The 26,960-nt window shown below is 68.5% G+C and carries 17 protein-coding genes; 12 read left to right on the top strand and 5 right to left on the bottom strand.

Translation table 11 applies throughout. The annotated features are described in order from the left end of the window. Positions 1-17 precede the first annotated feature (17 nt). On the top strand, positions 18-1,583 hold the full coding sequence (locus AC5P6A_RS13415; RefSeq protein ID WP_134731868.1) for a hypothetical protein: 1,566 nt from the start codon (positions 18-20) through the stop codon (positions 1,581-1,583). On the opposite strand, the gene AC5P6A_RS13420 is transcribed toward AC5P6A_RS13415, so the two are convergent. Beyond that, entirely contained in the window at positions 1,580-3,679 is a 2,100-nt protein-coding gene (locus tag AC5P6A_RS13420; protein WP_021203723.1) for a glycosyltransferase, read from the bottom strand. The two genes, AC5P6A_RS13415 and AC5P6A_RS13420, sit on opposite strands and share 4 nt — an antisense overlap. A 96-nt stretch (positions 3,680-3,775) precedes the next feature. Here AC5P6A_RS13420 and mrcB point away from each other — a divergent pair, with 96 nt between their 5' ends. The 4 genes from mrcB to tsaB all read left to right on the top strand — a co-directional run bounded on the left by mrcB (position 3,776) and on the right by tsaB (position 10,087). After that, positions 3,776-6,217 (top strand): penicillin-binding protein 1B, encoded by a 2,442-nt coding sequence (gene mrcB, locus AC5P6A_RS13425; RefSeq protein WP_021203724.1) that lies wholly within the window; start codon positions 3,776-3,778, stop codon positions 6,215-6,217. Further along, entirely contained in the window at positions 6,214-6,750 is a 537-nt protein-coding gene (locus tag AC5P6A_RS13430) for a hypothetical protein (RefSeq protein ID WP_019660102.1), read from the top strand. Before mrcB ends, AC5P6A_RS13430 begins: the two co-directional genes overlap by 4 nt. A gap of 565 nt (positions 6,751-7,315) precedes the next feature. Next, positions 7,316-9,364, top strand: coding sequence for a DNA repair helicase YoaA (gene yoaA / locus AC5P6A_RS13435; RefSeq protein ID WP_171953491.1), 2,049 nt, complete (start codon positions 7,316-7,318; stop codon positions 9,362-9,364). Positions 9,365-9,373: 9 nt separating this feature from the next. Further along, on the top strand, positions 9,374-10,087 hold the full coding sequence (gene tsaB, locus AC5P6A_RS13440; RefSeq protein ID WP_171953492.1) for a tRNA (adenosine(37)-N6)-threonylcarbamoyltransferase complex dimerization subunit type 1 TsaB: 714 nt from the start codon (positions 9,374-9,376) through the stop codon (positions 10,085-10,087). Positions 10,088-10,579: 492 nt separating this feature from the next. Here tsaB and AC5P6A_RS13445 read toward each other — a convergent pair whose 3' ends face one another. Next, positions 10,580-11,464, bottom strand: coding sequence for an energy transducer TonB family protein (locus AC5P6A_RS13445; protein WP_021203311.1), 885 nt, complete (start codon positions 11,462-11,464; stop codon positions 10,580-10,582). Next, positions 11,464-12,411: a glutathione synthase gene (gene gshB / locus AC5P6A_RS13450; protein WP_495222326.1), complete on the bottom strand. Its 948-nt coding sequence runs from the start codon at positions 12,409-12,411 to the stop codon at positions 11,464-11,466. Before gshB ends, AC5P6A_RS13445 begins: the two co-directional genes overlap by 1 nt. Before the next feature lie 240 nt (positions 12,412-12,651). Between gshB and pilG the strand changes: the two genes are divergently transcribed. From pilG to AC5P6A_RS13485, 7 genes are all read left to right on the top strand, one after another. Then, positions 12,652-13,053 (top strand): twitching motility response regulator PilG, encoded by a 402-nt coding sequence (pilG, locus tag AC5P6A_RS13455; RefSeq protein ID WP_005418455.1) that lies wholly within the window; start codon positions 12,652-12,654, stop codon positions 13,051-13,053. Between the two features lie 18 nt (positions 13,054-13,071). Further along, positions 13,072-13,434 (top strand): response regulator, encoded by a 363-nt coding sequence (locus AC5P6A_RS13460; protein WP_005410717.1) that lies wholly within the window; start codon positions 13,072-13,074, stop codon positions 13,432-13,434. Next, positions 13,434-13,964 carry a chemotaxis protein CheW gene (locus AC5P6A_RS13465; protein WP_111102087.1) on the top strand — a complete coding sequence of 177 codons (531 nt, stop codon included), beginning with the start codon at positions 13,434-13,436 and terminating at the stop codon, positions 13,962-13,964. Before AC5P6A_RS13460 ends, AC5P6A_RS13465 begins: the two co-directional genes overlap by 1 nt. Before the next feature lie 41 nt (positions 13,965-14,005). Then, the gene (locus AC5P6A_RS13470) at positions 14,006-16,042 is read left to right on the top strand and encodes a methyl-accepting chemotaxis protein (protein WP_019660096.1); all 2,037 of its coding nucleotides are present in this window, start codon (positions 14,006-14,008) and stop codon (positions 16,040-16,042) included. 100 nt (positions 16,043-16,142) lie between these two features. Continuing rightward, positions 16,143-22,883, top strand: a complete 6,741-nt coding sequence (locus tag AC5P6A_RS13475) for an Hpt domain-containing protein (protein WP_346715147.1) — start codon at positions 16,143-16,145, stop codon at positions 22,881-22,883. After that, the gene (locus AC5P6A_RS13480) at positions 22,870-24,210 is read left to right on the top strand and encodes a chemotaxis protein CheB (protein WP_134732450.1); all 1,341 of its coding nucleotides are present in this window, start codon (positions 22,870-22,872) and stop codon (positions 24,208-24,210) included. The genes AC5P6A_RS13475 and AC5P6A_RS13480 overlap by 14 nt, the downstream gene beginning before the upstream one ends. Further along, on the top strand, positions 24,207-24,671 hold the full coding sequence (locus tag AC5P6A_RS13485) for a chemotaxis protein CheW (protein ID WP_005410712.1): 465 nt from the start codon (positions 24,207-24,209) through the stop codon (positions 24,669-24,671). Before AC5P6A_RS13480 ends, AC5P6A_RS13485 begins: the two co-directional genes overlap by 4 nt. A gap of 154 nt (positions 24,672-24,825) precedes the next feature. On the opposite strand, the gene AC5P6A_RS13490 is transcribed toward AC5P6A_RS13485, so the two are convergent. After that, positions 24,826-25,563, bottom strand: coding sequence for a 16S rRNA (uracil(1498)-N(3))-methyltransferase (locus AC5P6A_RS13490; protein WP_207049964.1), 738 nt, complete (start codon positions 25,561-25,563; stop codon positions 24,826-24,828). Further along, positions 25,554-26,945, bottom strand: a complete 1,392-nt coding sequence (bioA, locus tag AC5P6A_RS13495; protein ID WP_227844688.1) for an adenosylmethionine--8-amino-7-oxononanoate transaminase — start codon at positions 26,943-26,945, stop codon at positions 25,554-25,556. Before bioA ends, AC5P6A_RS13490 begins: the two co-directional genes overlap by 10 nt. Positions 26,946-26,960 lie beyond the last annotated feature (15 nt).

Below are 26,960 nucleotides of genomic sequence, written 5' to 3' on the forward strand. Positions count from 1 at the left end.
CCGGCTACCCTGCACGCATGGAACGCGAGCCCCCGCATCGCCCGCATGGCGCTGAACTTCCTGCGCTGGACCGCGTCCGCCGCGAAGGCCGTTGGTGGTGGCTGCAGGCACGCCACGCGCGCCGGGTGTGGCGCTGGGCGCTGGTCGCGGCGCTGGCGGTGTTTGTGCTGCTGGTGCTGCTGCGCAAGCCGCTGGCCGACTGGTTCTGGGATGAGCCTCGGATCGAGCAGCTGCTGGCCGAAGGTGATGGCGCACTGGCGGCCGGGCGGCTGAGTGCCGCCGATGGCAGTGGTGCGCGCGAGCGCTACCAGGCCGTGCTGGCGCTGGATGGAGATCGTCCGCAGGCCCGCGAAGGCCTGGCCCGTACCGGCGCGGCGGCCCTGCAGCAGGCCCGCGAAAAGATGCAGGCCAACGATCTCGACGGCAGCGCGCAGGCGCTGGCACTGGCCCGGGAACTGCAGGTACCACAGGGCGAGGCGGACGCCGTGGCGCGCCAGCTGCGGGCCCGGCGCAGCGCAGGTGCCGGCATCGGTGCACTGCTGGCGCAGGCACGCAACGCCTTCGCTGCGGGCCGGCTGGATGAAGGTGACAGCAGCGCGCTGCCCCTGTTCCAGCGCATCCTGTCGCTGCAGCCGGACAATCTGCCCGCGCTGGAAGGTCGCGAAGATGCACTGAGCGATCTGCTGCAGCAGGCGCGCGCGCTGGCGGGACGCGGCGAGCTGGCCGAGGCCGCCGCACTACTGCAGCGTGCGCGCCAGTTCGATGCCGGCCATGCTGATCTGCCCGCCAGCCAGGAAGCATTGGCGCAGGCCGTCGAGCGGCGCCTGCGCCAGGCCCAGCGCGCCCTGCAGCGCGGGCAGCTGGAGTCCGCAGCAAAGGGATTTCTCGCCGTTCTGGCAGTGGCGGCCGATGATGCCAGCGCCCAGCGCGGCCGTGAACAGACGTTGCAGGCGGTGCTGGCACGCAGCCAGACGCAGGCCGACGACTTCCGGTTCGAGGCGGCGCGGGCCGATGCCGCGCTGGCGGAGGAGCTGGGCGCTTCGCCGGCCGCGCAACAGCAGCTCGCGCAACGCCTGCAGCGCGCACAACAGGCGCAGAAGGCGCTGCAGCAGCCGGCGGCCAGCAACACGCAGCGCGAGCGCCAACTGCGCGACCACCTGCGCAGCATCGAGCGCGCCGAACGTTCCGGGCAATGGATCAGTCCCCCCGGCCACAGTGCATTCGACGCATTGCGCGAAGCGCAGTCACTGGCGCCGCGCGATGCTCGGGTGAAGGCTGCTGCGGCGCGGCTGCTGCCCGCCAGTCGCGGCTGCTTCGACGACAACCTCCGGCAGAACCGCGTACAGGCGGCAGGGGCCTGCCTGCAGGCGTGGCAGACCCTGTCGCCGACTGCGGCCGGGCTCCCCTCGGCACGCCTGCGCCTGGCCCAGCGCTGGCTGGCCATCGGCAGCGAGCGACTCGGCAGCGGCGACCTGGCTTTCGCAGCGCATGCCGCCGAACAAGCCCGCTTGCTGCAACCGGACCTGGCCGAGCTGCCGGCGTTCGAAGAGCGCCTGCGCCGTGCCGGCGGTCTCCCTGATTAGGTGAAAAACACCCGCTGCACGGTTGCGCGCGCAGCGTCGAGGGAGAAGTGCTCTGCGATGTTGGCCAGGCCGGCTTCGGACAGTTGCCGCCACAGCTGCGGATCCTGGTACAGGCGGACCACCGCATCGGCGAAGCCGGCCGCATCATCGGCCACCAGCACGTCCTCGCCCGGGCGCAGGTGCATCCCTTCCACCGCGCAGGGGGTACCTACCACCGGCTGGCCATGGGCCATGCTCAGGTTGATCTTGCCTTTCACGCCGGCACCGAAACGTAGTGGCGCGATGGAAATGCGTGCGCCATCCATGTAGGGAGTGATGTCCTCGACGAAGCCGTGCATCTGCACGCCGGGCTGGCGCGCGGCCAGGGCCAGCAGGGATTCCGGCGCGGCAGCGCCGATGCAGTGCAGGCGCACATCGGGCAGGCGGGCGCGGATGCCGGCGAAGACTTCGCCGATGAACCATTCCATCGCGTCCAGGTTCGGCGGGTGGCGGAAGCCGCCGACGAACACCAGGTCATGACGCTGCTCGAACGGTTTGCCGGCACCGGCGATGTCATGGAGGTTGGAGATCAGCTCCACCCGCACCGTTGGCGCGTCGGCCTGCAGCTGCTCGCGCTCGGCGGAACTGACCAGCACGGTGACGTCGCACTGCTCCATCACCGCCAGTTCGCTGGCGCGGGTACGCTCGGCAGCGCGCAGCAGTCCAGCATCGCCGGCCACTTCGGCACCACGACGTTCGCGCAGGTAGTGCAGGTCCACCGTGTCGAACACGGTGCGCGCCTGCGGCGCATAGCGCTTCAGCAGCGGCAGGCACTCGTGGGCAACATGGTGGCGGACCAGCAGCGCTACGTGGAAGCGTCCACCATGCGTGCGCAGCCAGCTGGCGACGCCATCGAGGAACGGTGCATACCAGACTTCCACACCCATCCGCTGCAGCGCGTCGGTGGCGGCGCCGCCGTGTTCGCGGCGGGTGGGAACGAACACCACATGGGCCCCGCCCTGCAGCAGGAGGCGGATCAGGTTCACCTGGCGCAGCGACGCGGAATCGCGATCCGGCTGCGGCACTGCCTCGTCCAGGATCAGCACCTGGCGCCGGCCACGCAGCAGCAGCGCCGGTGACGGCACTTCGCCCACCGCCGGGCGGCGGGCCAGCTCGGTGGCCCAGCGGTCGGCGAAGATGGCCTGGTTGCGCACCTGGTAGGCCTTCACGCCGCTGCCGGTGTCGGTGCCGTTACTGGTGCCTTCGTCATGGACCACCCGGCTGGCCGGCTGAACCAGGACGCGCAGGCCCTGCGCACGCACGCGGAAGGCCAGGTCGGTGTCCTCGTAGTAGGCCGGCTTGTAGCGGGTATCGAAGCCGCCCAGCTGTCGCCAGAGGTCGCGCGGCAGCATCAGCGCTGCGCCGGAGCAGTAGTCGACGTCGCGCAGGCTGGCAAAACGCGGGTCGTCCGCTGCCTCGAAACGGCCGTAACTCCAGCCACTGCCATCAGCGAAAATCACCCCGCCCGATTCCTGCAGCCGGCCGTCCGGGTAGAGCAGCTGGCTACCGACCAGGCCGGCGCCGGGCGTGCTGGAGAACGTGTCCAGCAGCGCGTCGAGCCAGCCCGGCTGCGGCACCGTATCGTTGTTGAGCAGCACCACGTAGCGACCGCGTGCGCGCGATACGCCATCGTTGCAGGCCTCGATGAAGCCGCCGTTGTACTCGCGCACTTCATAGCGCAGTCCGGCAACCTGCGGCATCCACTGCACGGTGGCGTCGGTGCTGCCGTCATCCACTACCAGGATCTCGCACGTGGCCTGCGGTGGATGCGCCGCCAAGGCGCGCAGGCAGGCCAGGGTGTGATCGACGTGGTTGTAGACGGGGATGACAATGCTCGCTTCCGGTGTTTCGCTGAACGGCACCGTGAAGGGAGCGAACTCCTGTGCCGGCGGTAGGAACAGCGGCGTGCGTGGCGCGGGCACGGCGCGCTGGGCATGCACGCGGATGCGCTGCCAGGTCGCCCGCCAGCCACGGGTACGCAGGCTGGCCAGGCTCCGGCGGGCCAGGCCCGACAGGCGGTTGATCAGGTATCGGATCTCGGCCAGGGACATCGCCATCCGGTTGCAACTCCAGCTTAAGCAGGGGAACCCGGGAGAATTCGCCAGCCGCAGCGGCTGGGGTAGACTCGCCAGACTCTACATTCTCGCATTCCCGTGCCCCGACGCTACGATTCCGACGACATCGACGATTTCGACGACGACGACCAGCAGGACAACGGCCCGCTGTGGCGGCGCCGGCTGATCACCTGGAGCATGGCTGCGGTCGCGTTGGGATTGGGTTTCCTCATTCCCTATACGCTGTACCTGAACCAGCAGGTGACCCAACGTTTCGGCGAACTGCGCTGGCAGATCCCGACGCGGGTGTATGCGCGGCCGCTGGTGCTCACTCCCGGCAAGGCGATGGATGCGTCCACGCTGAAGACCGAGCTGGCCGCCTCCGCCTACCGCGATGATGGCCAGGGCAAGGAGCCGGCCACCTATGCGGTGAATGGCGGGCGCTTTGTCATCTCCAGCCGCGGCTACAACGACGTCGATGGCCGGGTTGCCCCGCGTCGGCTCGAGTTGTCGCTGGCCGATGGTGCGGTCGCCTCGCTGCGCGATGCCGACAGCCGCAAGGCCCTGAAGGCGGCGCGGCTGGATCCGGCGCGTATCGCCACCCTGTACGGCCAGAAGCAGGAAGAACGCCGCCTGATCCGCATGGACGAGGCGCCGGACCTGCTGGTGACCGGCCTGCAGGCAGTGGAGGACAAGGACTTCAACCGCCACCACGGCATCGACCTGTCCGGTATCGCGCGCGCGGTGTGGGTGACCATCCGCTCCGGTGGCCAGAGCCGTCAGGGCGCTTCCACGCTGACCCAGCAGCTGGCCCGCAGCGGCCTGCTCGGCATCGGCAAGGAACAGACGCTCACCCGCAAATTCAACGAAGTGCTCTACGCCCTGATCATGGAAGCGCGCTATGACAAGCGCACCATCTTCGAGGCCTATCTCAACCAGGTGTACCTGGGCCAGCGCGGCAGCCAGGCGATCCATGGCATGTCGTCCGGTGCCGAGTTCTGGTTCGGCCGTGACCTGCAGTCGCTGGAGACCGAGCAGATCGCGCTGCTGATCGGCCTGGTCAAGGGCCCGTCCTTCTACGACCCGCGGCGCAATCCGGAACGTGCGTTGGACCGTCGCAACTTCGTGCTGGGCAAACTGCACGAAGCCACGCTGATCGACGACGCCGAGTACCAGCGCGCACTGAAGGCCCCGCTGGGCGTGCCGAAGACGCCGGGACTGGTGGCGGCCAACCGCTTCCCCGCCTATGTTGACCTGGTCCGTCGCCAGCTCGGCCATGACTACCCGGAATCTGCCCTGCAGGGCGCTGGCCTGAGCGTCATGACCGGCATGTCGCCGTCCGCGCAGGCCTATGCCGAAGGCGCGGTGACCCGCACCATCAAGTCGCTGGAAAGCAAGCGCCGGCCCGAACTGCAGGCCGGCATGGTGCTGACCGACGTGCACAACGGTGACGTGCTGGCGGTGATCGGCAGCCGTGAAGTGTCCGAGGTCGGCTTCAACCGCGCGATCGAGGCGCAGCGTCCGGTCGGTTCGCTGCTCAAGCCATTCGTGTACCTGCTCGCGCTGGCGCAGCCGGACCGTTACTCGCTGGCCAGCTGGGTCGACGATTCACCGGTGACGGTGCAGCTCGGCCGCGGCCGCAACTGGAGCCCGGGCAATGCGGACAACCGCAGCCACGGCACGGTGCGCCTGATCGACGCGCTGGCACACTCCTACAACCAGGCCACGGTGCGCGTGGGCATGCAGGTCGGTCCCGAGCGCGTGACCCAGCTGATCCATGTGCTGGCGGGCATCAAGGCCGAGGCCAATCCGGCGGTGATCCTTGGCTCGACCGACCAGAGCCCGTACGCGATGGCACAGCTGTACCAGTTCCTCGCCTCGGGCGGTGAGATCCAGCCGCTGCACGCGGTGCGTGGCGTGCTCGATCCGCAGGGCAAGCTGCTCAAGCGCTACGACAAGACCCCGGCGCCGGCACAGGAAGGCGATTCAATTGCCGCCAACCTGATCAGCGTCGGCCTGCAGCAGGTGGTCTCCAGTGGTACCGCGCAGCGGCTCAATGCCGATGGCCTCGGCCGCCTGCAGCCGGCCGGCAAGACCGGCACCACCAACGATGGCCGTGACAGCTGGTATGCCGGCTACACCGGCGATCATCTGGCGGTGATCTGGATCGGCAACGACCAGAACCAGCAGGCCGGCCTGTATGGCGCTACCGGCGCGATGCGGGTCTGGTCGGGCATCTTCCAGCGCCTGCCGAGTGCGCCATTGCGGGTCAGCAACAAAGGCCTGGACTGGCAGTCGGTCGCGGCCACGGGTCTGAACACAACCGATGAAGGCTGCCCGGGCGCACGCCGCTTCCCGTTCGTGGTGGGCTATGCACCGGCGTATGCGCCGTGCGCGCCGGCAGTGCCGCCGGGCGAGCCGGGCGAAGCTGAAGGGGAGGGCGGTGGCTGGCGTAGCTGGTTCGGCCTGGACCGCAAGCCGGAAGCGCCCGCCGAACCTGCCGCAGCGCCCGCCGCCGCTACTCCTCCCCCGAGCCGATGAAGCCGATGAACATGCGATCCCTGCTGCAGCCCCTGGCCCTGACCGGCCTCAGCCTGGCCCTGGCCGCCTGTGTGACCAGCGCGCCGCCGGTGGTCAAGCCAGTCGATACCACTACGCCGGCACAGCGCCTGGCGGCAGTCGATGCGGCCGCAGGTCCTGACGACAAGGAGCTGTCGGTGCAGCCGCTGCGTGATTCGCAGGTGGAAGACCTGCGGGTGACCGCGCAGGCGCAGCGGCAGGCGAACGACCTGGCCGGTGCCGCCAGCAGCTTGGACCATGCGCTGGAAATCGTGGCCAGCGACCCGGCGGTGCTGCAGGAGCGTGCCGAACTGGCGCTGCTGCAGGGGCAGTGGGAACAGGCGGAGACGTTCGCGCGCAAGGCGGTGGATCTGGGCTCGAAGACGGGCCCGCTGTGCCGCCGGCACTGGGCGACGATCGAGCAGTCGCGCCTGGCGCGGGGCGAGAAGGAAAATGCGGTGTCGGCGCATGCGCAGATTGAAGGCTGCACCGTGCCGGGCATCAAGCGGTACTGAATTTTCAGCCAACGGCGCAGCCCCTCGTGGCTGGCTGCTTGGCCGCCGAAAGCAAAAGCCGCGCTTGGCCGGGCGGGGTGGGTTCGCGGGGGACGCCGTGAACCCGTCCTTGGGGGCTTGGCCGCGGCATCCATGCCGCGGACACCCCCGCGTACCCACCCCGCCCGGCCTCTGACAGTTTCCGTGTGCTGCCAGCCACGGAAGAGAAAAAGAAAATCAAAAGCGGGTCGCGCACTGCGCGCGCTCGCAGTAATCCATCTTCTTCCCTCGTTCCTCCCACAGCTTCTGAGTTGCCAGTCGAGCAAGCTCGACCTTACGACGTGCGTCCATCCGTCACCGGGAAACTGTCGAAGGCGGGTCGGGAGGGGCAGGCAGGACCGTTGGCGCCATGGATGGCGCCATCGAGCCCCCAGGATGGGTTTACGGCGTGTCCTGCCTGCCCCTCCCGCCCCGCCCAGCATGTAGAAATCCAGAGCCATGAACCAAGCTGTTGCCGTTGCTTTTGCTGGTGCCCTGGCTTGAAACGGGTGCCGGGCAGCGCCCGGCCGGGTATCCTTTCCCTCTGATGTCCGACCTTGTCCATGCCAGCCGCGAAGCCCTCAGCGACGGCGGCGCGCTCGCCTCGCATCTGGACGCCTTCGTCCCGCGCCCGGCCCAGCTGCGCCTGACCGAAGCCATCGCCGATGCGCTGCAGCAGCGTGACCTGCTGCTGGCCGAGGCCGGTACCGGCACCGGCAAGACGTTCGCCTACCTGGTGCCGGTGCTGCTGTCCGGGTTGCGCACCATCATCTCCACCGGCACCCGCGCGCTGCAGGACCAGCTCTACCACCGCGACCTGCCGCGTGTGCGCCAGGCACTCGGTGTCGGCCTGCGCAGTGCGCTGCTGAAGGGACGTTCGAATTACCTGTGCCGCTACCGCCTGCAGCAGGCGCGGGGCGAGCCGCGCTTCTCAAGCCCAGAACAGGCGGCGCAGTTCCAGCGCATTCTGGCCTGGTCCGGACGCTCGGAGTTCGGCGACATCGCCGAACTGGACGGTTTGGCCGATGATTCGCCGCTGCTGCCGATGGTCACCTCCACCGTCGATAACTGTCTGGGCACCGACTGCCCGTTCTGGGAAGACTGCTTCGTGGTGCGTGCGCGGCAACGTGCGCAGGCGGCAGACGTAGTGGTGGTCAACCATCACCTGCTGCTGGCCGACCTGGCATTGAAGCAGGATGGCTTCGGTGAGCTGCTGCCGGGGGCGCAGGCCTTCGTCATCGACGAGGCGCATCAGTTGCCTGAACTGGCCGCGCAGTTCTTCGGCGAAGGCTTCGGCATGCGCCCGTGGCAGGAGCTGGGCCGCGACTGCCTGGCCGAAGCGCGCGGCGTCGGGGGGGCGCAGTCGGCGCTGCAGGAACCGGTCGACCACTTGCAGCAGGCGCTGCTGGCGTTGCGTTCGGCGATGGAGGGGCTGCCGCCGCGCGGCACGCAGTGGCGTGCGCTGACGATGCCGCAGGTGCGTGATGGCTTCGATACGGTGATGGCTGGCCTGGTGACGCTGGAGCAGGCGCTGCAGCCGCTGCGCGAAGCCGCGGCGGGCCTGGATGCCTGCCATGCGCGGGCGCGCGAGGCGGTCTCGCGGCTCGGTCGCTGGCTGGGCGATGACGAACCTGCCCTCGACTTCGATACTGATCCTGCGGACACCGGCAATGCCACCGATGTGCTCTGGTATGAGCTCACGCCGCGTGGTTTCCGCTGCCAGCGCACGCCGATGGATGTGTCCGGCCCGTTGCGCGAGCATCGCGAACGCAGTCGCGCCGCATGGATCTTTACCTCGGCGACACTGACCGTTGGAGGCGGTTTCGATCACATCGCCACCCGCCTGGGCCTGGACGATCCACATACGCTGGTCCAGCCGAGTCCGTTCAATTGGCCCGAGCAGGCGCTGTGTTACCTGCCTGAAGGCCTGCCCGATCCGGCCGCGCGGGGTTTCGGGACCGCGCTGATCCAGACCCTGCGGCCGGTGCTGCAGGCCTCGCAGGGCAGGGCGTTCCTGCTGTTCGCTTCGCATCGCGCCCTGCGTGAGGCCGCCGAGGCACTGCGCGATGGGCCATGGCCGTTGTTCGTGCAGGGTGAGGCGCCGCGTGCGACGCTGCTGCAGCGCTTCCGCGAATCGGGCAATGGGGTGCTGCTGGGCTCGGCCAGTTTCCGCGAGGGCGTGGACGTGGTCGGCGAAGCGTTGAGCGTGGTGATGATCGACAAGCTGCCGTTCGCGGCCCCGGACGACCCGGTCTACGAGGCACGCCTGGAGGCGATCCGCAGCCAGGGCGGCAATCCGTTCCGCGACGAACAGCTGCCGCAGGCGGTGATCGCCCTGAAGCAGGGCGTTGGCCGCCTGATCCGCAGCGAAAGCGACCGGGGCGTGCTGGTCCTGTGCGATCCGCGCCTGCTCAACCGTGGCTATGGCCGGGTCTTTCTTGAGTCGCTGCCGCCGTTCCGGCGCACCCGCAGCCTGGCCGATGTGCAGGCCTTCTTTACGCCACAATGGGCGCCCGTGGCCGATGATGCCGTTCCGACCGCCGCCGCCGCGGCGGGCCCGGAGCCGGCGCCCGGTGTCACGTTCCCCCTGTTCTGACCTGATCCGATGAAACTGCTCGCCTTTGAAACCGCCACCGAAGCCTGTTCCGTTGCCCTGCATGTCGATGGACAGGTACTGGAACGTTTCGAGATCGCCCCGCGCCGGCATGCCGAACTGAGCCTACCGTGGGCCGAGGCGCTGCTGGCCGAAGCCGGCATCAGCCGCCGCCAGCTGGACGGTATCGCGCTCAGCCGCGGTCCTGGTGCTTTCACCGGCGTGCGCCTGGCGATCGCCATCGCGCAGGGCATCGCACTGGCGCTGGATCGTCCGTTGCTGCCGGTCTCGACGCTGCAGGTGCTGGCGCTGCGGGCACCGGCGGAGGAAACGCAGATCCTGTCGGCGATCGACGCACGGATGGGAGAGTTGTACGTTGCGCGCTTCGAGCGTGTGGACGGCCTGCCGGTGGCACGCGATGCCGAACGCGTGTGCGTACCCGCTGCGGTAGCGCTGCCGGAAGGGCTGTCGGCCTACGGTGTCGGTACCGGGTTCGCCGCAGCCGAGGGTGCGCTGGTCGCGCAGCTCGGCACAGGTTTGCGCGGATTCGACGCCACGGCATTGCCGCGTGCGTCTGACGTGCTCGCACTGGCGGTGCCGGCGTTCGCCCGCGGCGAAGCCATTGCACCGGAGAAGGTCGAGCCGGCCTACCTGCGCGACAACGTGGCACTGACCCTGGTCGAGCAGCAGGCCGCGCGCGAGGCGAAGGCGAAGGCCAACGGCTGAGCCCCTCGTGGCGGAGTTGGTCGCGTAGATCAAAAGCCGTGGTTTGGCCGGGCGGGTGGGCTGCGCAGGGGGCGCTGCAAGTACGTCCATGTAAGCTCGGTCGCCGCATCCATGCGGCTCACGCCCCTGCGCAGCCCACCCGCCCGGCCTCTGACAGTTTCCGTGCACGTCCGCCACGGAAGATCAAAAAAAGAAAAGTCAAAATCAAAAGCGGGTCGCTTCGCTTGCATCCACGCGTGGCGTGGATGTGTATCGACCAAGGTCGACACCTACCAAAGCAGTGGTGCGCCGCGATCTATCAGAGGCGGGGCGTGTCGGGCGGCGGGGTATCCGCGGCATGGATGCCGCGGCTAAGCCTACACGGACGTACTTGCGGCGTCCCCGCCGCCCGACACCGCCTCGCCACGCTTCAGTACACCAACCGCCGCTGTTGCTGTTGCCGTTGCTCTAGCCTTTCAGCGGGTCCCGGGCCGCAGGCCCGGGCAACAAACCCTACCGGTCGTCGCGCAGTTCGCCGCCGGGCAGGAACACCCACGTGCGGGTGACCTGCAGGATGTCGATCTCATCCTCGGTCTTCGGCAACGGCGGGAACGGCTGCGCCAGCTTCACCACCCGCAGTGCCGCCTCATCCAGCAGTGGCGTTCCGCTCGACCGCAGGATCCGGCTGCTCTCCACGCTGCCATCGCGGCGCACGCCCACGCTGATCACCACCTGGCCGCCCAGCCGGCGCTGCCGGGCCTCGTCCGGGTAATTCAGGTTGCCCACGCGCTCGGCGCGGTCAACCCAGGCCCGCAGGTAATTGGCATAGGCATACTCGCGCGTGCTGGCCGACACGAACTTGCGGTTCGGGCGCTTGGCGTACTGCGCCGAGCGCAGATGCACTTCTGCGGCCAGTCGGGCCATTTCCACATCGCGCTGTTCGCGCGCACTCAGCGGGGCGTCCGGTTCGGGCTGATCCGGCGTGGGGCGGGACTGGGCCTGCGCGACCGCCTCTTCGCCATTGCGGCTGCTGACCACCCGTGCCTGTGGCGGCGGGACCGGCGCGGCCGATTGCTGCTGCTGTGGGACCGGGCTCAAACCGGGCTGCGCCTGCGGCACGATGCCGGCCTGGTTGTCGCGCGGACGCTGTGCGCGGTCGTGTTCGCCACCGCCATCCTGGTTGGCTGCGGCAAGAAAATCGGCCTGCTTCGGCGTCAGCGCGGTGCGGGTCTGGCTGAAGATCACTTCCAGCGTGGGCACCAGCGGTGCATCGCCTTTCACGGCGAAGCCCACGCCCAGGATCAGCAGCGCGTGAACCAGCACCGACAGCGCGATGGTCGCCCCCAGCCGTTGCGCTTCGCGTGGTGGCGGGGGCAGGACGGCAGGTGCGGTTGCCATCAGCGCAGGCCGGCCTCAAGCGCGTCGAACAGGGTGCCGGCGATGTTCAGGCCGAACTGTGCGTCCAGTTCGCGTACACAGGTCGGGCTGGTCACGTTGACCTCGGTCAGGTAATCGCCGATCACGTCCAGGCCGACGAAGCGCATGCCGCGACGCTTCATCTCCGGGCCGACCTGGGCCGCGATCCAGCGGTCGCGCTCGCTCAGCGGACGGCCTTCGCCGCGGCCACCGGCAGCCAGGTTGCCCCGGAACTCGTCGCCCTGCGGGATGCGCGCCAGGCAGTAGTCGACCGGTTCGCCATCGACCAGCAGGATGCGCTTGTCGCCGGCCGTGATGTCGGGAATGAACTTCTGGGCCAGTGCCAGTTTGCGGCCGCCGTCGGTCAGGGTTTCCAGGATCACGTTCAGGTTCGGATCGCCCTGGCCGCTGCGGAAGATCGAGCGGCCGCCCATGCCGTCCAGCGGCTTCAGCACGGCCTGGCCATGCTCCAGCGCGAAGGCCTTCAAGGCCGTGGCGTCGCGGCTGACCAGGGTCGGCGGGCAGCACTGCGGGAACAGCAGCGCGGCCAGCTTCTCGTTGTAGTCGCGCAGCCCCTGCGGATTGTTGACCACGCAGGCACCGGCGGCCGCAGCCACGTCCAGCACCTGGGTGTCGTAGATGTACTCGGCGTCGACCGGCGGATCCTTGCGCATCAGCACGATCTGGCCGGGGCCGAATTCGGTACGGCTGAATGCGCCCAGCTCATACCAGCCAGCCGGGTCGTCGCGCACCTGCAGCGGCGCGGTCTGGGCCACTGCCACGCCACCCTCCAGGGCCAGGCCGCCCGGGCGCACATAGTGCAGGGCATGGCCGCGGCGCTGGGCTTCCAGCAGCATGGCGAAGGTGGTGTCCTTGGCGATCTTGATGTGGGCGATGGGGTCCATCACCACGATGACGTTCAACGGCATGGGCGCACCTGTCAGGCAAGGCGTTGATGGTAGCGGCAACGCCGGTCGCGCGCCTCCCTGCCATACTGCAACGCAGCGTCCGCCCGGCGCTCGCGCACTCATTGCGAAACCCGTCACGTTCAGGAGGCTGCCATGCCCCGCGCCATGGGCCGGCCTTGAAGCGGGCGCGGAAAGTGCGATATAGATACGCTTTCGTAGCGGCCCCCGCCAGAGATCGGGCCGTGCGCTTGGGGATAGGCAATGACTGAAAACACGACTGCGGGCGGGGAACTCGCAGGACTCCGGGTGATGGTCATCGATGATTCGAAGACCATCCGCAGGACTGCGGAAACACTGCTCAAGCGGGAAGGCTGCGAGGTGGTCACCGCCACCGACGGCTTTGAAGCGCTTGCGAAGATCGCAGACCAGCAACCGCAGATCATCTTCGTCGACATCATGATGCCGCGCCTGGACGGGTACCAGACCTGTGCGCTGATCAAGGGCAACCAGCTGTTCAAGGCGACCCCGGTCATCATGCTCTCGTCCAAGGATGGCCTGTTCGACAAGGCGCGGGGACGCATCGTCGGCTCGGAGCAATACCTGACCAAGCCATTCACGCGTGAAGAACTGCTGGGTGCCATCCGCACATACGTCAACGCCTGACCAGGGGGGAAAGGCACAATGGCTCGTATCGTTCTGATCGAGGATTCACCGACCGACCGCGCGGTGTTCACCCAGTGGCTGCGCCGTGCCGGCCACGAGGTGCTGGAAGCGGACAACGCCGAGGATGGACTGCAGCTGGTCCGCGACCAGGTGCCGCAACTGGTGCTGATGGACGTGGTCCTGCCCGGCATGAGCGGCTTCCAGGCCACCCGCGCGATGGCCCGTGACGCAGCGATCAAGCACATCCCGGTGATCATCGTCAGCACCAAGGCGATGGAAACCGACAAGGCCTGGGGCTTGCGCCAGGGCGCGGCCGATTACATCGTCAAGCCGCCGCGCGAGGATGAACTGATCGCGCGGATCAACGAACTGGTGGCCTGATGCGCTCGCCTTTCGACATCCTCGAAGCCTATGAACGCCGCAGCCTGGCCCACGCGGTGCAGCTGCCCGAACGGCAGTTCGCCCAGGACCTCTGGCGTGGCGTGGGCTACCGCGTCGGCCAGCGCCGGCTGGTGTCCGATTTCCGCGAAGTGGTGGAGATCGTGCCGATGCCGCCGGTGACCCCGGTGCCATGCGCGCAGCCCTGGCTGCTCGGCGTGGGCAATCTGCGCGGCAACCTGTTCCCGGTGGTCGACCTGAAGTACTTCCTGGAAGGCGTGCGTACCGTGCAGCAGGAAGGCCAGCGCGTGCTGATCATGCGCCAGGCCGGTGGCGACGTCGCACTGACCATCGATGAACTGTTCGGCCAGCGCAGCTTCGAACTGGACCAGCAGATCGAGGCCGGCACGCTGGCCGAAGGGCGCTACGGCCATTTCGTCGATCGCGCCTTCCATGCCGACGGCCACGACTGGGGCGTATTCTCGCTTTCGCTGCTGTCGCGCACCCCTGAATTCCGGCAAGCCGCGGCCTGAGGCCGGGCATCGCCCCCTGCATTGAAGATCGAGGTTGAACGATGAGTACTGCTTCGGACGCCACCAAGACCGGCAAGCTGCGGCTGGGCGGCAGCAACCTCTGGCTGTTCCTGCTGCTGGCATCGATGATCCTGTTCGGCGTCAACACCGGCGTCGCTACCTGGCAGGGCAGTCGCCTGGCCGATGCCGGTTCCAAGGCGGCCGACCTGCAGGTGCTGTCGCAGCAGCTGGCCAACCAGGGCCGTGACGCGGTGGGCGGCAACGCGCAGGCGTTCACTGCCTTCAAGGCCACCCGCAACGCGATCGAACAGAATGTGTCGACCCTGCAGGGCCGCTATGGCAAGGAGCCGGGCGTGTCCGGTGCGATCGCCACGCTGGGCGAGACCTGGGCGCCGCTGGGCAAGCAGGCCGGGCAGCTGGTGGCCAGTGAACCGGCGGTGCTGGCTCTGGCCGGCAACGCCAACAACTTCACCGGCGCCGTGCCGGGGCTGCAGGCCCAGCTGAACGAGCTGGTGCGTGCGATGTCCGCTGCCGGCGCGCCCTCGTCGCAGGTGTACAGCGCACTGCAGCAGGTCGTGGTGGCCGGCTCCATGGCCCGCCGCGTAACCGAAATGCGCGCCGGTGGCAGCGGCGCTGCTACGGCCGGCGATGCGCTGGCGCGTGACATCACCGTGTTCTCGCAGGTGCTCGACGGCCTGCGCAATGGCAACGAGGAACTGGGCATCACCGCCGTGCGCGGTGCCGCTGCCGTGGCCGCGCTGGAACAGTCGCAGCAGAAGTGGGAAGCGATGAAGCAGGACGCTGACGCGATCCTGGCCAGCTCGCGCCAGCTGTTCGCGGCGCAGTCCGCCGCCACCGCGCTGGGCCAGGGTTCGGCCCACATGCTGGATGACAGCCGCAAGCTGTTCGACGCGTTCTCCTCGTTCGGCTCGGTGTCTGACACCCGCCTGTTCCCGAACTTCTGGATCGGTGTGGTCTCCGGTGCGCTGTCGCTGATCGCGATCATCGGCTTTGTTTCCACCAACGTGCGCAGCCGCTCGCGCGAGCAGGAACTGCGCTACCAGACCCAGGTGGAGTTCAACAGCCGCAACCAGCAGGCGATCATGCGGCTGCTGGACGAAATCTCCTCGCTGGGTGAGGGCGACCTGACGGTGAAGGCCTCGGTGACCGAGGACATGACCGGTGCCATCGCCGACGCGATCAACTACGCCGTCGACGAGCTGCGCCACCTGGTGACCACCATCAATGACACCTCGGCCAAGGTCGCGCTGTCCACCCAGGAGACCCAGGCCACCGCCATGCAGCTGGCAGAGGCGGCCGGCCACCAGGCCAACCAGATCACCTCGGCGTCGGACCGCATCGGCGAAATCGCGGCAAGCATCGAACAGGTGTCGCGCAACTCGGCCGAGTCGGCCGACGTGGCACAGCGCTCGGTGGTGATTGCCGCCGAAGGTGCCGGCGTGGTGCGCGAGACCATCCAGGGCATGGACCAGATCCGTGACCAGATCCAGGAAACCTCCAAGCGCATCAAGCGCCTGGGTGAGTCGTCGCAGGAAATCGGCTCGATCGTGGAACTGATCAATGACATTTCCGAGCAGACCAACATCCTGGCGTTGAATGCAGCGGTGCAGGCGGCGTCGGCCGGTGAAGCGGGCCGCGGTTTCGCGGTCGTGGCCGACGAAGTGCAGCGCCTGGCAGAACGCACCTCGGGTGCGACCCGACGCATCGAGAACCTGGTGCAGGCGATTCAGGCCGACACCAACGAAGCGGTCACCTCGATGGAACAGACCACCGCCGAAGTGGTGTCCGGTGCACGCCTGGCCGAGGATGCCGGCACCGCGCTGACCGAGATCGAGCGCGTGTCCAATGCACTGAACACCCTCATCAAGAACATCTCCATCGCCGCCCAGCAGCAGTCGGCTGCGGCCTCGGACATCACCCGCACCATGGGCGTGATCCGGCAGATCACCGGCCAGACCTCGCAGGGTGCGGGGCAGACCGCCGAATCGATCGGCCATCTCGCGCAGCTGGCGGCGGACCTGCGCCGTTCGGTCGCCGACTTCAAGCTGCCGGCGTGACGCGGGCAGGGCGGCGAGCAAGGAACCAGTCGATGAAGCATTTCCATTTCCCACGCCAGAACTCGCGCGGCCACCGCGCGGCGGCGAACGGAGCGCGTCCATGAGCAGTCTGCGCGATGCGATGAGCCACGCAGCGCTGGGCTGGGTCAAGCCCGAGCTGGACGAGACCCTGCGCCAGGTGCGCAACGAGGTCGAGTACTACGCCGAAGACCCGAGCGATGCCAGCCGCATGCGCATCTGCGCCGGCTACCTGCACCAGGTGCAGGGCACCCTGCGCATGGTCGAGCTGTATGCGCCGGCGATGGTGGCCGAGGAACTGGAACAACTGGCCAATGCCATCGGGGCCGACGGCGTGGCCGACCGTGATGAAGCCTGCGCGACCCTGATGCGTGGCAGCGTGCTGCTGCCCGACTACCTGGAGCGCCTGCAGAACGGCCACCGCGACATCCCGATCGTGCTGATGCCGCTGCTCAACGAGATCCGTGCCGCGCGTGGCGAAGAAGGCGTGCATGACAGCGTGCTGCTGGCATTCGCACCGGACAGCGTCACCGCCACCGAGGCCGAGCTGGACCATGCCCGCGGCAGCCTGAGCGGGCGCAACCGCGAGTTGCTGGACACGGTCGGCAGTGCGGTGAAGGAAGAACTGCTGCGCATCAAGGATGCGCTGGACCTGCACCTGCGCACCGGCGGTGCTCCGGAACAGCTGCAGACCCAGGCCAACGAGCTCGGGGCGGTGGCCGATACGCTGGGCATGATGGGCCTGGGCGTGGCCCGCAGCGTGGTCGTGCAGCAGCGTGACGCACTGCGTGGGGTGGTGGAAGGGCGCCAGCAGATCGATGAGAACCTGCTGCTGGATATCGCCGGGGCACTGCTCTACGTGGACGCCTCGCTGGACGACCAGGTCGCCCATCTGGGCGCTGGCGGCAGTGGCGAGGACGATCCGAGCGCGGTTGAGAACCGCCGCACGGTGGAGGTGCTGGCGCATGAAGCCATCGCCAACTTCGCCGCCGCCCGCGAGCATTTCGTCGCGTTCATCGAAACCAGCTGGAACCATGCCGAGCTGCAGGATGTGCCGCGCCTGCTGGGTGATGTATCCGGTGCGCTGCGCATGCTCGATCTCGGCACCGCCGCAGACTACCTGCGTGGCGTACAGCAGTACATCGAGGCCGAGCTGATCGGTCGCCAGCGCGTGCCCAGTGGCCGCCAGCTGGACACCCTGGCCGATGCCATGGCCAGCCTGGAGTACTACCTGGAAGCCCTGCGCGACCGCCGTCCGGGCCGCGAGGACATCCTCGACATCACCCGCAGCAGCCTTGAAGCGCTGCGCTATTGGCCGTTGCCGGACCGCAACGCGGTGGAACCGGTTGCCGCCGCGCCGGTTCCGTTCGCATCGCTGCTGGTGGACCGGGAGCCGGTCGCGCTGCAGGCCGAGCCTTTGCAGCCGGAGCGCATCGAGATTCAGGTTCAGCCAGCCGCGCCCGCCGCCGGCACTGTGCCGGTGCCCTTGCCGGACTTCACCTTTGATCCACCACCGGCCACGCCTGCACCGGAGGTGCTGGACAACCGCCTGATGTTCGGTGCGCTGGGGAACCTTGCATCCACACCGCTGTCGCTGCATGACGACCGCGAGGCGGCGCTGGTCTTCGCCGCCTCCAGCGCGCCTGCGCCCGAGGTGCCGCAGTGGGATCTCGCGCCGTTCCATCCGGACGCCGATCCGGCCGCGAGTGCCGAAGACGAACGCAGCCCGACCTTCGCCAGTTTCGATCCGGTCAGCTTCGAACGCGCCGAAACCGGAATGGAATCGGTGCCGCAATGGACGCTGTCGGAGGCGACACCACCGGTATCGGCTGATGTGGCAGTGGCGGATGTCGAGCACGACGTCGACGCGTCGGTACCCTTTGACGCCACTGGCTTTGCAGCGCCGGTGTTCGACCCGGTGGCTGCCGAGCACGATGTGGTTGCTGCCCGTGACGACGTGGTGTTCCGTTTCGACGCCGATGCGTTGGATAACGCCGACGACGTGCTGTCGCTGCACGCCATGGAGACGCTGTCGCTGGACGACGACGCCGGACTGCATCCGTCGCTGGAGACCGTCGATGACGCCACGCCCCAGCCGTTGGACGAAAGCCCCGTGGTTGCCGAAGTCGACGCCGTTGCGGCGGATGTGCCGGAGCACGCGGCCGCGCCGATGGCCGAGGTGCTGACGCCGGCCTCCGATGCACCGGCACCGGCGGTGTCGGTGATTGATATCGACACCATCGCACCGATCGATTTCAGCGAAGCCGACGCACAGTTCTTTGCCGAGCTGAGCGCCGCGGCGGCCGACTTCAATCCGCAGGCCATGGCGGCTCCGCCCGCTGCGGACATCCCGGTCGTGGCTGGGACCGAGGCCGGCTTCGAGGCCGGCTTCGACGACGATGCCGAGAACATCGACGAGGACATCCGCGAGGTGTTCCTGGAAGAGTTCGACGACGAACTGGCCAACCTTGGCACGCTGCTGCCGGCATGGCGCACGCAGCTGGACAACATGGACCGGCTGCGGCCGATCCGCCGCATCTTCCACACCCTCAAGGGCAGTGGCCGACTGGTCGGCGCGCGCACCCTGGGGGAGTTCGCCTGGAAGATCGAGGGCATGCTCAACCGCGTGCTCGATGGCAGCCGGCCGGCCACGCCGGCCGTGCTGGCAATGGTCGACAATGCGCACGCCGCACTGCCGCAGTTGAATGCCGCGCTGCGCCATGGCCAGCGCATCAGCGTGGACCTGCAGGCAATGCAGGCCATCGCCGATCGGGTCGGCGCCGGCGAGGAGACCTTCTACGTGCCGTTGCCGGCTGCGGCCGCACCGGCAGCGACACTGGCCGAGTCCGAAGGCGAAGACGAAATCAGCCGCCTGCTGGACGCCGAGGCCGCTGCGTCGGCGCAGGCCGATGCCTCGGCGGTGGCCGAAGACGCCGGGACCCCGGCCAACATCGACAGCGTGCTGCGCGAGATCCTCGAGGCCGAGGTCGAAGTCCACCAGGCGACCCTGCAGGAGTGGCTGCGCTCGGCACAGCAGGCACCGCAGCCGGTCAGCGACGCACTGCTGCGTGCGGTTCACACCATGAACGGCGCCTTCGCGATGACCGAAGTGCCGGAAATCACCGCCGTTACCGGCGGCGCCGAGTCCTACATCAAGCGGGCTCTGGCCGCCGATGTGGTACCTGGCGACGAGGGTGTCGCCGCGCTGGACGCAGCTGCGCAGGCGATCACCGCGACCATGCAGGCGCTGCAGGCCGAACACCCGCGCATTGCGCCGCAGGACGCGCTGGTGCAGCGGCTGCAGGCATTGGCTGGCGAGTTGCCGGAAGCGCGCTGGCCGCTGTTCGCGTCGGAAGACGAGGATGAAGAGGGCACCGAACCGGCGCCAGATGTCGAGCAGGCATCCGAAGCCGAAGCGCCGCTGGCCGGCCTGGACGCGCTGGGCGAAACCAGCATGCGCGTTGCTTCCGATGCGGCTCCCGATCTCATTGCCGAACCGCAGCCGCTTGCCGAACCGCAGCCGCTTGCCGAACCGCAGCCGCTTGCCGAAGATGCGCTGGAACCGGTTCCATCTGCGCCCGGCCTCAGGACGCCGGACGTCGCCGCCGACAGTGGCCTGGAAGTCGGCGAGTTGACCGCCAGCGACGATCTTTCGCGTTACTTCGATGCCGGCTGGCCGTCGGTGCAGGGAGAAGATGAACCCGCAGTGGCGTACACCGGCGCGATTGAATCGATCCAGCCGGTGGAGAGTGCGCCTGTTGTCGAAGGGGCCGACGCAGCTGCCGCGCCCACGATCGAGACCGTCGACGACGCTGATCTGACCATGGCCGACGATCTGTCGCCGTACCTCGACGCCAGTGCGCTGCCGGTCGACGACCGCGACGCGGAAGAGCTGCCGGTGTCTGCGGAAGTTGACGCGATCGACCTGAATACGTCCTTGTCCTTTGATTCGGGCAGCGGCGATGACAGCGTCATTGACGACGCTGCTGCATTGCCACTCGACAGCGAGCTGTCGAGCCTGCAGGATGAAATGGCTGTGCCGGGTTTCGCAGAACCGGTCACGCTGGCAGCCGCGCTCGAGGCCGGCCTGCACGTGATCGAGCAAGAGCGGACCCTGGACGACGACGGGCAATGGCCCGTGATCGGCCTCCAGGCCAGCGAACTCGCGCCGGGCGAGGCAGATGCCTTTGCCGAGGATGCGGACGTCGGCGGGGAGGCGGCGGTCGGTGAAGGAGAGAGCGCCGATCAGCCGTCCCCGGCGACGGTGATTGAGGCGTTCAGCGCAGAGGCACGCGTTGGCAGTGGTGCTCCGGTGCGGTTCTTCGAAATGGAAGAGGCGCCGGGCCAGGGCACGATCAACACCGGTGACGGCACGGAGATCGCAGCGGCCGACATCGAGCCCCCTGCGCCGGATGTTGAGCAGGCGCCTGTTGCGGCGGATGCCGAAGACGGCGCCGATGCCGATGCACTTGACTTCAGCGTGTACGACCGCGAGCTGGTCGACATCTTTGTCGAGGAAGGCAGGGACCTGCTCGACCACTGTGATGGCCTGATCAGCGAGCTGCGTGATGCACCGCAGGATCGCGAGGTGCTGGCCGGCCTGCAGCGTGACCTGCACACCCTCAAAGGGGGCGCTCGAATGGCCGGTATCAATGCCATCGGCGACCTCGGCCACAGCATCGAATCGCTGCTGGAAGCGGTGGCCGCTGGCCGTACCGAAATCGAGCGCCGCGACGTGCAGCTGCTGGAACGCGGCTTTGACCGCCTGCACCAGCTGCTCACCCGTACCGGCACCCACCGCGTGGTGGAGCCGGCGCTGGATCTGGTGGAGGCCTTCGAGGTTCGCACCACCACCGATATTGCTGCAGCCGCCACGGCCGCGCGTGCAGCCAGCGAGGCCGAGACCGTGGCGGCGCAGGCTGCGGCCACGCTGACGCCGATTGTCGACGCGCCGCTGTCGGCACCGCTGCCGGCCGAGGGTACGGTCGATGAAGACCCCCTGGCACGTCCGCAGCAGGAACAGGTGCGCGTGCGCGCCGACCTGCTCGACCGCCTGGTCAATCATGCCGGTGAAGTGGCGATCTACCGCTCGCGGCTGGAACAGCAGCTCGGCGCCTTCCGCGGCGCGATGGGCGAACTGGAGCGCACCAATGCGCGACTGCGCGACCAGCTGCGCCGCCTCGACCTGGAAACCGAGGCGCAGATCGTCGCCCGCTACCAGCGCGAGCAGGACCAGGCCGACCAGAAGTTCGATCCGCTGGAACTGGATCGCTTCTCCACCCTGCAGCAGCTCAGCCGTGCGCTGAACGAGTCCGCCGCCGACCTTGGCGGCCTGCAGGGCGTGCTGGACGATCTGTCGCGCCAGTACGATTCGCTGCTGCAGCAGCAGTCGCGCGTCAGCTCCGAGCTGCAGGATGGCCTGATGCGCGCGCGCATGGTGCCGTTCGATGGCCTGGTGCCGCGCCTGCGCCGCGTGGTCCGCCAGGCCGGCATGGATACCGGCAAGCAGGTCCACCTGACTCTGGAAGGCACCCACGGCGAACTGGACCGCAACGTCCTCGATCGCATGGTCGCGCCGCTGGAACACATGCTGCGCAACTCGGTGGCCCATGGCCTGGAAGCGCCGGAACAGCGCCGCGCCGCCGGCAAGCCGGAGGAGGGCGAGATCGCCATCCGCCTGCACCGCGAAGGCTCGGAAATCGTCCTGGAAGTGGCCGATGACGGCGCTGGCCTGGACCGCGAAGCGATCCGCCGCCGCGCCATCGACCGCGGCCTGCTGGCCGCCGATGCGCAGCCGAACGAGCAGGAACTGGACAACCTCATCTTCGCGTCAGGCTTCACCACCGCCGACCAGGTCAGCCAGCTGGCCGGCCGTGGCGTGGGCATGGACGTGGTGCGCAACGAAGTGCGCCAGCTGGGTGGCTCGGTCGATATCCAGTCAGTGCGTGGGCAGGGCGTGCGCTTCACCCTGCGCCTGCCGCAGACGCTGGCGGTCACCCAGGCGGTGTTCGTGCAGATCGGCGAAACCACCTTCGCCGTGCCGGTGGCCTCGGTCAGTGGTATCGGCCGCCTGTCGCGCCAGCGCTTCGAGGCTGCCGACAGCAGCTACCGCTACAGCGGCGAAGACTATCCGCTGTACGACCTTGGCAGCTTGGTCGGCCAGGCCCCGGCGCGTGCCGACGGCCAGGAGCAGGTGCCACTGCTGCTGGTCCGTGCCGGTGATCTGCGCGCCGCCGTCGCGATCGACCAGGTGCTGGGCAACCGCGAAATCGTGGTCAAGCCGGTCGGCCTGCAGATCGCGTCGGTGCCGGGGATCTACGGCGCCACCATCACCGGCGACGGCCGCGTGGTGGTGATCCTGGACGTGGCGCCGCTGGTGCGCCGTTTCCTGGCCAACCCGACGCTGCCGGTACTGGCCAATGCGCCGCGCCAGGAGCGCCAGGTGCCGCTGGTGATGGTGGTCGACGACTCGCTGACCATGCGCAAGGTCACCGGCCGCATCCTCGAACGCCACAACTTCGAGGTCAGCGTTGCGCGCGACGGCGTGGAAGCACTGGAGCGACTGGAAGAGCGGGTACCGGACCTGATGCTGCTGGACATCGAGATGCCGCGCATGGATGGCTACGAGCTGGCTACCGCGATGCGTGCCGACCCGCGCTACAGGGACGTGCCGATCGTGATGATCACTTCGCGCAGCGGTGACAAGCACCGCCAGCGCGCCTTCGAGATCGGTGTCCAGCGTTATCTGGGCAAGCCGTACCAGGAACTGGACCTGATGCGTAACGTGTACGACCTGTTGGGGATCGCCCGTGTCCGTGAGTGAAACCCAGGCGGCTCCGGCCGTTGCCCTGCTGGCCCGTCCCGGCGCGGCGCGCGAGCGCCTGCGCGAGGCACTGTCGCATGCGGATGTGCAGCTGGTGCTGGAAGACGACCCGAACAGCCTTGAGCCGCAGCTGCTGCACGACGCCCGACCTCAGGTCGTGGTGATTGCGCTGGAGACGGCCATTGAGGACGCATTGGAGCGCCTGGAAACGGTGTTGTCCGCACCGGGCCTGACCCTGGTCTTCGACGAGGCCGAACTGGCCGCACGTCGTGATGGCTGGGAGGCCCAGCGCTGGGGCCGTCATCTGGCCGCGAAGCTGCATGGCCATCAGCAGGTATTGCCGCCGGGGGCCGAAGAAGAACCCAGCCTGCAACTGGCGCCGGGCCATCCGGCACCGCCACCGGCACCGCAGGAAGAAGCGCTGCAGGCGCACCTGGACCAGGCATCGAGCTGGGCCGACGAGGTCCCCGCTGACAGCCTGTACTCGCCGCCTGCGCAGCTGCACGAACCGATTGCGCTGGAACAGGCGCTGGCGGCGCTGCAGCCGGTCGTGCCTGAGCCGCTGGAGGCCCCCGAACCGCCATCGCTGGCGGAGATCGCGCCCGCAGCACCGCCCATTCCGCCGACCTCCTTCGACCACACCGCATGGTCGCTGGTCGATGACGTGGCCGACGTTCCGGCAGCCGCTTCGCAACACGCCGCGCCGGAGGCACCGCTGCCTTCCTTCGATACCGGCCATCTGAGCCTGGTCGATCTGGATGCTGGTGCGCCCGTGGGCGCACGCGCCGGATCGTTGCTGGTGCTGGCCGGCATCGGCGGCCCGGATGCACTGCGTCGCCTGCTGGGCGCGCTGCCTGCATCGCTGAGCGTCCCGGTGCTGGTGCATATGCGCTTGGACGGTGGCCGCTACGGAAACCTGGTCAAGCAGATGGCGCGCGTGTCGCCGCTGCCGGTGCAGCTGGCCGAAGTCGGCCAGCGTGCAACACCCGGTGAAGTGCACGTGCTGGCCGATGACATCGGCGTGCAGGCAGCCAGCGACGGCCTGCATTTCGTCAGCGACGCGCAAGGGATCTCGATTGCCGCGCTGCCGGCTGAGCACACCGCGCTGGTCCTGCTCAGCGGCGCCGACCTTGCGCTTGTGGGGCCGGCACTGGATCTGGCCGCCGCCGGTGCGTGGGTGGCCGGGCAGGTCGGCGAGGGCTGCTATGACCCTGCCGCGGCCACGGCGGTGGTCGCCGCTGGCATGGTGGCCGGTGAACCACAGGAACTGGCGCAGGCCATCGCCTCGCGCTGGGGCGTGGAAGACGATAACGGAGACGCACCATGAGCTATGCCAGCAATGACGAAATCCGAGGCGTCCTGATCCAGGCCGGCAACGAACGCGTGCTGCTGCCCAATGCCACCGTGGCCGAAATGATGTCGCGGGTGCCGGTGCAGCCGGTTTCCGATGCCCCGCGCTGGCTGGTCGGCGAAATCGGCTGGCACGGCTGGCAGGTGCCGCTGGTGTCGTTCGCGCGCCTTTCCGGCCTGGGCGAGGAAGCCGTGGGCGGCCACAACAAGGTGGTGGTGCTGAAGGCCCTCAGCGGCAACGCGCAGCGCCCGTACTACGCGCTGCTGACGCAGAATTTCCCGCAGCTGATCTCGGTGCCGCGCGATGGCCTGCTGGCCGATGCTTCCGAGGAAACCCTGCCGCAGATCGTGCACATGCGCGTGCTGCTGGGTGAGCAGAGCGCGCTGCTGCCGAACCTGGACGCACTGGAAGCCGCCCTGGATTCGCTGGCGGCTTGATCCACCAGGCTGGTAGTGCCGGCTGCCGACCGGCACCGAGCCGAGCATGGCTCGGCTCTACAAGGAAACTGCAATCTGGCGCGGGCCCTGTAGAGCCGAGCCTACGCTCGGCTGCCGCCCTGGACGCGCTGGCCGGCACTACAACGAATCAGCCTCACCCCAGATCGCCCAGCCGCGCCTGCAATGCGGCAATCGCGGCCAGCCCGGCGGTCTCGGTACGCAGGATGCGTGGCCCCAGCTGCAGGCCCTGGAAGCCTGCAGCTGCCAACTGATCACGGTCGCGCGGCGACCAGCCGCCTTCCGGACCGATCGCGATCACGATGCCGCCCGCCGGCGCCGCGTCCAGCGTCGACAGGCGATGGGCACCCAGCGGGTCCAGGGTGAGCCGCAGCGTATCGGGCGGCAGTGCCGCCGCCGCCTGTGCCAGCGACAGCGGCGGGCCCACCTGCGGAATGCGCGCGCGCCCGGACTGGCCGCAGGCCGAGGTCACCACATTGTTCCAGTGCGACACGCGCTTCTCCGCCCGAGCCGCATCCAGCTTCACCTCGGTACGCTCGGCATTCACCGGAATGATCGCCGCCACGCCCAGCTCGGTGGCCTTCTGCAGGATCAGGTCCATCTTTTCGCCTCGGGCAAGGCCCTGCAGCAGGGTGATCGCCAGCGGCGATTCGTTGTCCACCGCCTGCACCGCATCGATGCGCACCTGCACCTCGCGCTTGCCGGCGGCAGTCAGCGTGGCGCTGTAGTCGTGGCCATCGCCGTTGAACAGCACGCAGGTATCACCCTCGCGCAGGCGCATCACCCGCACCAGATGGTTGGCCGTCTCTTCCGGCAGGGTCACGGTCTGGCCGCTGTGCAGCGCCAGGTCGATGGGGCAGCGGGTCACGCGCATGCAATCGCCTCGTCAATCGCCGCCAGCGTGGTATGTGCCAGCAGCTCCAGTTGTTCGTCGTCCACGCAGTAGGGTGGCATCCAGTACAGCACGTCGCCCAGCGGACGCAGCACCACGCCACGTTTCAGCGCGGCCTTGTAGGCATGCAGGCCCAGCCGCATGGCCGGGTCGAAGGGCGTGCGCTTGTTGCCGTCGCGCGACAGCTCGAAGGCCACCACCATGCCGGCCTGGCGCACGTCGGCCACGTGCGGATGGTCGCTGAACGGTGCGGCCAGCGTGCCCATCACCGAGGCGATGCCACGGTTGCGGGCGATCACATCGTCGTCGCGGAAGATGTCCAGCGTGGCCAATGCCGCCGCGCAGGCCAGCGGGTTGCCGGTATAGCTGTGCGAATGCAGGAAGGCGCGCTCGCGTGAGTCGTCGAGGAACGCGTCGTACAGCGCCTGCGTGGCCAGCACGGTGGCCAGCGGCAGGAAGCCGCCGGTCAGGCCCTTGGACAGGCACATCAGGTCCGGCATCACCCCGGCCTGCTCGCAGGCGAACAGGGTGCCGGTGCGGCCGAAGCCGGTGGCGATCTCGTCGGCGATCATGAACGCGCCATGGGCGTCGCATAGTTCGCGCACGCGCTGCAGGTAGACCGGGTCATGCATGCGCATGCCGCCGGCGCACTGCAGGCGCGGTTCCAGGATCACCGCACAGATCTCGCCCGGGTGCTGGTCGAACAGCGTGGCAAGGCCATCGGCGGCCTGCCGTGCACGCTCAGCGGAGCTCTGACCGGGCTCAGCCAGGAAAGCATCGGGCGAGGGCGCGAACAGCGCTTCGGCCAGCAGCGGCGCATAGACGCGGCGATACAGCGGAATGTCTCCCAGCGCCAGCGCGCCGAGGGTCTCGCCGTGGTAGCCGTTCTCCAATGCGATGAAACGCGTGCGCTGCGGTTCCCCTCGGTTCTGGAAATACTGGAAGGCCATCTTCAGCGCCACTTCCACGCCGGCGGACCCGTTGTCGGCGTAGAACACCTTGGCCAGTGGTTCGCGGCCAGGCTGGCGTGGGGCCAGTGCGAGCAGGCGTTCGGCCAGGCTGATGGCTGGCTCATGGCCGAAGCCGGCAAGCATCACCTGTTCCAGTTGCCTGGCCTGGGCGGCAATGGCACCACCGATGCGCGGTTCGGCATGGCCGAACAGGTTGGTCCACCAACTGCTGACGGCGTCCAGGTAGCGATTGCCGTCGTGGTCGATCAACCATGCGCCTTCACCACGGGCGATCGGCACCAGCGGCAGGGTATGCGGGTGCTCGCGCATCTGCGTGCACGGGTGCCAGAGCACCTGCAGATCGCGTTGCCGCCAGTGCTGGGCCAGCGGGGAGGGGGTTGGGTCTGCTAGCATTTCGGGCTCATGAAC

The sequence above is a fragment of the Stenotrophomonas sp. YJH_SMC_20 genome (assembly GCF_059367845.1).

What these genes read in the sequence shown, in the direction of transcription:
- AC5P6A_RS13465 (WP_111102087.1), top strand. Translation starts at nt 13,434, where the DNA reads ATGCGCTCGCCTTTCGACATCCTCGAAGCCTATGAACGCCGCAGCCTG.
- bioA (WP_227844688.1), bottom strand. Translation starts at nt 26,945, where the DNA reads ATGCTAGCAGACCCAACCCCCTCCCCGCTGGCCCAGCACTGGCGGCAA.
- AC5P6A_RS13475 (WP_346715147.1), top strand. Translation starts at nt 16,143, where the DNA reads ATGAGCAGTCTGCGCGATGCGATGAGCCACGCAGCGCTGGGCTGGGTC.
- AC5P6A_RS13470 (WP_019660096.1), top strand. Translation starts at nt 14,006, where the DNA reads ATGAGTACTGCTTCGGACGCCACCAAGACCGGCAAGCTGCGGCTGGGC.
- yoaA (WP_171953491.1), top strand. Translation starts at nt 7,316, where the DNA reads ATGTCCGACCTTGTCCATGCCAGCCGCGAAGCCCTCAGCGACGGCGGC.
- tsaB (WP_171953492.1), top strand. Translation starts at nt 9,374, where the DNA reads ATGAAACTGCTCGCCTTTGAAACCGCCACCGAAGCCTGTTCCGTTGCC.
- AC5P6A_RS13485 (WP_005410712.1), top strand. Translation starts at nt 24,207, where the DNA reads ATGAGCTATGCCAGCAATGACGAAATCCGAGGCGTCCTGATCCAGGCC.
- gshB (WP_495222326.1), bottom strand. Translation starts at nt 12,411, where the DNA reads ATGCCGTTGAACGTCATCGTGGTGATGGACCCCATCGCCCACATCAAG.
- AC5P6A_RS13460 (WP_005410717.1), top strand. Translation starts at nt 13,072, where the DNA reads ATGGCTCGTATCGTTCTGATCGAGGATTCACCGACCGACCGCGCGGTG.
- AC5P6A_RS13420 (WP_021203723.1), bottom strand. Translation starts at nt 3,679, where the DNA reads ATGGCGATGTCCCTGGCCGAGATCCGATACCTGATCAACCGCCTGTCG.
- pilG (WP_005418455.1), top strand. Translation starts at nt 12,652, where the DNA reads ATGACTGAAAACACGACTGCGGGCGGGGAACTCGCAGGACTCCGGGTG.
- AC5P6A_RS13445 (WP_021203311.1), bottom strand. Translation starts at nt 11,464, where the DNA reads ATGGCAACCGCACCTGCCGTCCTGCCCCCGCCACCACGCGAAGCGCAA.
- AC5P6A_RS13415 (WP_134731868.1), top strand. Translation starts at nt 18, where the DNA reads ATGGAACGCGAGCCCCCGCATCGCCCGCATGGCGCTGAACTTCCTGCG.
- AC5P6A_RS13490 (WP_207049964.1), bottom strand. Translation starts at nt 25,563, where the DNA reads ATGCGCGTGACCCGCTGCCCCATCGACCTGGCGCTGCACAGCGGCCAG.
- AC5P6A_RS13430 (WP_019660102.1), top strand. Translation starts at nt 6,214, where the DNA reads ATGAAGCCGATGAACATGCGATCCCTGCTGCAGCCCCTGGCCCTGACC.